Annotated in this window: 5 protein-coding genes and 2 pseudogenes; 3 read left to right on the top strand and 4 right to left on the bottom strand. The window is 38.6% G+C overall.

The window, feature by feature from the left end; all coding sequences use genetic code 11:
- From WBM49_RS10290 to WBM49_RS10280, 3 genes and pseudogenes are all read left to right on the top strand, one after another.
- Positions 1 to 393, top strand: a pseudogene (locus WBM49_RS10290) (hypothetical protein); the annotation flags it as partial.
- Between the two features lie 182 nt (positions 394 to 575).
- On the top strand, positions 576 to 2084 hold the full coding sequence (atpD, locus tag WBM49_RS10285) for a F0F1 ATP synthase subunit beta (RefSeq protein ID WP_424371965.1): 1509 nt from the start codon (positions 576 to 578) through the stop codon (positions 2082 to 2084).
- Positions 2085 to 2096: 12 nt separating this feature from the next.
- Positions 2097 to 2375, top strand: coding sequence for a F0F1 ATP synthase subunit epsilon (locus tag WBM49_RS10280; RefSeq protein WP_424371964.1), 279 nt, complete (start codon positions 2097 to 2099; stop codon positions 2373 to 2375).
- Between the two features lie 48 nt (positions 2376 to 2423).
- Here the strand turns inward: WBM49_RS10280 and WBM49_RS10275 are convergent, their stop codons facing one another.
- From WBM49_RS10275 to WBM49_RS10260, 4 genes and pseudogenes are all read right to left on the bottom strand, one after another.
- Entirely contained in the window at positions 2424 to 2630 is a 207-nt protein-coding gene (locus tag WBM49_RS10275; RefSeq protein WP_424371963.1) for a helix-turn-helix domain-containing protein, read from the bottom strand.
- A 2-nt stretch (positions 2631 to 2632) separates the two neighbouring features.
- Positions 2633 to 2986, bottom strand: a complete 354-nt coding sequence (locus WBM49_RS10270) for a DUF2975 domain-containing protein (RefSeq protein ID WP_424371962.1) — start codon at positions 2984 to 2986, stop codon at positions 2633 to 2635.
- A gap of 172 nt (positions 2987 to 3158) precedes the next feature.
- The gene (locus tag WBM49_RS10265) at positions 3159 to 3674 is read right to left on the bottom strand and encodes a DUF2975 domain-containing protein (RefSeq protein ID WP_424371961.1); all 516 of its coding nucleotides are present in this window, start codon (positions 3672 to 3674) and stop codon (positions 3159 to 3161) included.
- Between the two features lie 75 nt (positions 3675 to 3749).
- Positions 3750 to 4074, bottom strand: a pseudogene (locus tag WBM49_RS10260) (N-acetyltransferase); the annotation flags it as partial.

The raw sequence follows: 4074 nt of genomic DNA, 5'->3' as shown, positions 1-4074 counted from the left end.
GACATGAAAGTTCTTGGGAATTTTGATCTGGGTGTAAATTATACCTATGCCGAAATCGATTTTGACCAGGCGGCATTCCCCGATTTCAGGACAAACTTCAATACGCCTAACCACAAGGTAAAGGCGTCCTTCGGAAATACCGAACTCTTTAAGAATTTTGGCTTTAACGTAAATTACCGATGGAGCGATACCTATTTCTGGCAGGCCACATTTGCAGACGGACAATTACCCTCATTCACCGTTCTGGATGCTCAGTTCAACTATGCAGTTCCAGATATAAAGTCAATTTTCAAAGTAGGCGGATCTAACATCCTGGGGCAAGAATATTTCTCAGCCATAGGGACCGGAGCCGTAGGGTCTATCTTCTATGTTTCCTGGACCGTGAACCCATAGGGTATCTATTGAATAACTACTAAAAAGCACCGGGTGATCGGTGCTTTTTTTATGTGCAAAAAATAGCTTAAACGATTCTTTTTTCAAATGTAAAAACATATCTTTGCAGCCGGAAAAAAGCGTGTAAGTAAGTACTATCAATCCACTCTTTTTCTCTTAATTCGAAATAAAATAGTAGAAGAATGGCTAAAACAACTGGCAAAGTTTCTCAGATTATCGGTCCTGTGATCGACGTGGAATTTGAATCGGGAGCTGAACTCCCGAATATCTATGACTCCCTCGAAATTACAAAGAGCGACGGCACCCTCCTTGTCCTGGAAGTGCAATCTCATATTGGCGAAAATAGTGTAAGAACTATTTCGATGGATTCTACTGATGGTTTGAGCAGAGGTGTAGACGTTGTTTCCACAGGAAAGGCAATTCAAATGCCAATCGGGGAAGACGTTTACGGTAGATTATTCAACGTAATTGGGGATGCTATTGACGGTATGCCAAATCTACCTAAAGAGGGAAAGAACGGCCTGCCCATTCACCGGGAAGCGCCTAAGTTTGAAGACCTTTCTACTTCTACTGAAGTTCTGTTTACGGGGATCAAGGTTATAGACCTTATTGAGCCTTATGCAAAAGGAGGAAAGATCGGTTTATTTGGAGGAGCAGGAGTTGGTAAGACAGTTTTGATCCAGGAATTGATTAACAATATAGCGAAAGGCCACGGTGGACTTTCCGTATTCGCCGGAGTTGGGGAACGAACCAGAGAAGGGAACGACCTTCTTAGAGAAATGCTGGAGTCTGGTATTATAAAATATGGGGATGATTTTCTTCATTCTATGGAAGAAGGTGGCTGGGACCTTTCTAAGGTAGACAAGAAAGCCTTGAAACAATCCAAAGCAACATTTGTCTTTGGACAAATGAACGAGCCTCCGGGAGCACGTGCACGAGTTGCACTATCCGGACTTACTATTGCTGAATACTTCCGTGACGGTAGCGGGGAAGGACAAGGAAAAGATGTTCTTTTCTTCGTAGATAACATCTTCCGTTTTACCCAGGCAGGTTCTGAGGTATCGGCACTTTTAGGTCGTATGCCATCTGCAGTAGGATATCAACCTACACTGGCTACTGAAATGGGTGCCATGCAGGAAAGGATCACCTCTACAAAAAGAGGTTCTATTACCTCCGTACAGGCAGTATATGTACCTGCGGATGATTTAACGGATCCGGCACCGGCAACTACCTTTGCTCACTTAGATGCAACTACGGTATTGTCCAGAAAGATCGCTGAATTAGGGATTTACCCTGCGGTAGATCCGCTAGATTCTACCTCCAGGATCCTTACAGCAGAAGTATTAGGAAAAGAACATTATACGTGTGCACAGAACGTAAAAGAGTTATTGCAACGATATAAAGAGCTTCAGGATATCATTGCCATTCTGGGAATGGAAGAATTATCCGAAGAAGATAAACTGGCTGTAGGACGCGCAAGAAGGGTACAACGTTTCCTTTCTCAACCTTTCCATGTGGCTGAACAATTTACAGGGATTCCAGGAGTGCTGGTTGATATTAAGGAAACCATTAAAGGATTTAATATGATCATGGATGGGGAATTAGATCACCTTCCGGAATCTGCCTTTAACCTTAAAGGAACTATTGAGGAAGCCATTGAGGCCGGTGAGAAAATGCTGGCTGAAGTTTAGAACAAAACGAATATGCATTTAGAAATAGTATCTCCCGAAGCTACCCTTTTTTCTGGCGACGTTACTTCCGTAACGGTTCCCGGAGTGAATGGAGAATTTCAGGTCCTGGATAACCACGCACCCATTGTCTCTCTTTTGCAGCAAGGGAATGTAAAAATAGGAGGAGAAGTGAACCTTTCTGAAGAGTATGCTTTAAAATTCATCAAAAGTGCGGATGGAAAGATGGCCCTGCCAATTTCCAGCGGAACTATGGAAATGAGAGACAACAAAGTGATTGTTTTGGTTGACTAAAATAGATCTTCTTATATAGATTAAAAGCCATGCAACGCATGGCTTTTTTTATTCTTCCTTGTATTCTAATATATCCGCAGGCTGGCAATCCAAGGCCTTGCATATGGCTTCCAAAGTGGAAAAACGGATCGCTTTTGCTTTTCCGGTTTTTAAAATTGATAAGTTAGCAGTTGTAATACCAACTTTTTCTGCCAATTCAGTGCTCTTCATCTTGCGTTTGGCCAACATCACATCTAAGTTGATTACAATTCCCATACTTAGATTGTTAGATCGTTTTCATTTTGAACATTAAATCCCCTCTTAAAAACTGCCCTGATAAATAATACAAACACACCAAGTAATAAGCTAAGTATCAAATTATGAGCATCATTAAAACTCGATTTTTTCATAATGAAGTGAATAACAAAGTATAGGGAAGGGCCTATAAAAAGATTTAAAATCGCGAAATAATAAAGTTGTTTAATGGCCTTCTGTGTAAATAGTTTTTCCGCCTTAAATGTTTTCAGAATGTTAGAAAGTAAATAAAAAAAGATGGCAAAGAATAGCATCGCCAGGGTTATCGTAAGTATAATATTTGTCTCGTAGAATCCTTTTATAAATGTTTCAGACATAAGTGGTAAGGCTATTTGAAATTGATTATCCACCATTTTGAAATTCCCTGTTGCTAACGAGACAAGAATAAAAGATATTAAAGCAGCACTTGTGATCGCCGCTATTCGACTTAAATAGAACAAATAGTATGATAAGGATCTTGGACCAAACATTTTCATAGGATATTGTTATTTAAATAGTTAGATCATTTTCATTTTTCAATTCATACCCATCCTTCATTAACTTAGAAATGATCAACAGGAAAAGGGAGAACATTAACAACGGCAATCTTGCGGCCATCTGCTCACCTAAGATGCGCCCAAAATTGTAAGAAGAGAATACTTCATTTTCAATAGAATTGGATATACTACTAACAACCCCAACAATAAATTTCAATATAGCATAGTAAATAAAAGCCCTTCCAATGGCATTAAAAGCTTTTCCATTTTCTTGGCTGAACAATACATTTGCTGAGATCTGCTTGATGCTTTTAGTAAATTTAAATAAATGAAATAGAATATATATTGTTAGTAAAGCATTGACCAAAGCAATAATCAAAGTTATATTTAAATTAAAATCACGATCAGAAAATAGCACTAAATCATGAGCAAACCTTGCTAAAACACTTAGATATTCAATGAACTTAATGGCAGCTCCCAAAATCCAGACTATACTAAGAGCATATAAAATTTTAAATAACGTTTTCATATTAATTATTGTTTAACGATAACAAATATATAAAAAATATTGATAAACAATAAAAAAAACTTCTTTTACGATAAATTATTTTGTAATCAGAGATATTAGATGCCATTCGCGACCATCAGCACAGTAGTGTAATAGATGACTAAATCCTATGGCATAGTGGGCATTCAAAGAGCGAAGATTTGTACCATCTACTTCTGTCACGATTATTTCGAAAGATGACCCTAGAGATTTTTTCATAGTCTTGTATAGTCCCCTAAAAATTCCCTTTCCCCGGTATGCTTTATCTATACAGATCTGCCCCATAACAATAAAGGATTTCTCCTCGGGAAGTACCTCCCCAATCTTTTCGAACATGGAGTTTAGGATAGGGATCTCTTTAGAAAAGTCGGGATGCATACAT

The sequence above is a fragment of the Muriicola sp. genome, assembly GCF_049669965.1.
In the GTDB taxonomy this organism is placed as follows: domain Bacteria; phylum Bacteroidota; class Bacteroidia; order Flavobacteriales; family Flavobacteriaceae; genus Muriicola.
The sequence above is the reverse complement of the archived record's forward strand: the minus strand, read 5'-3'. Positions and strand labels throughout refer to the sequence as shown.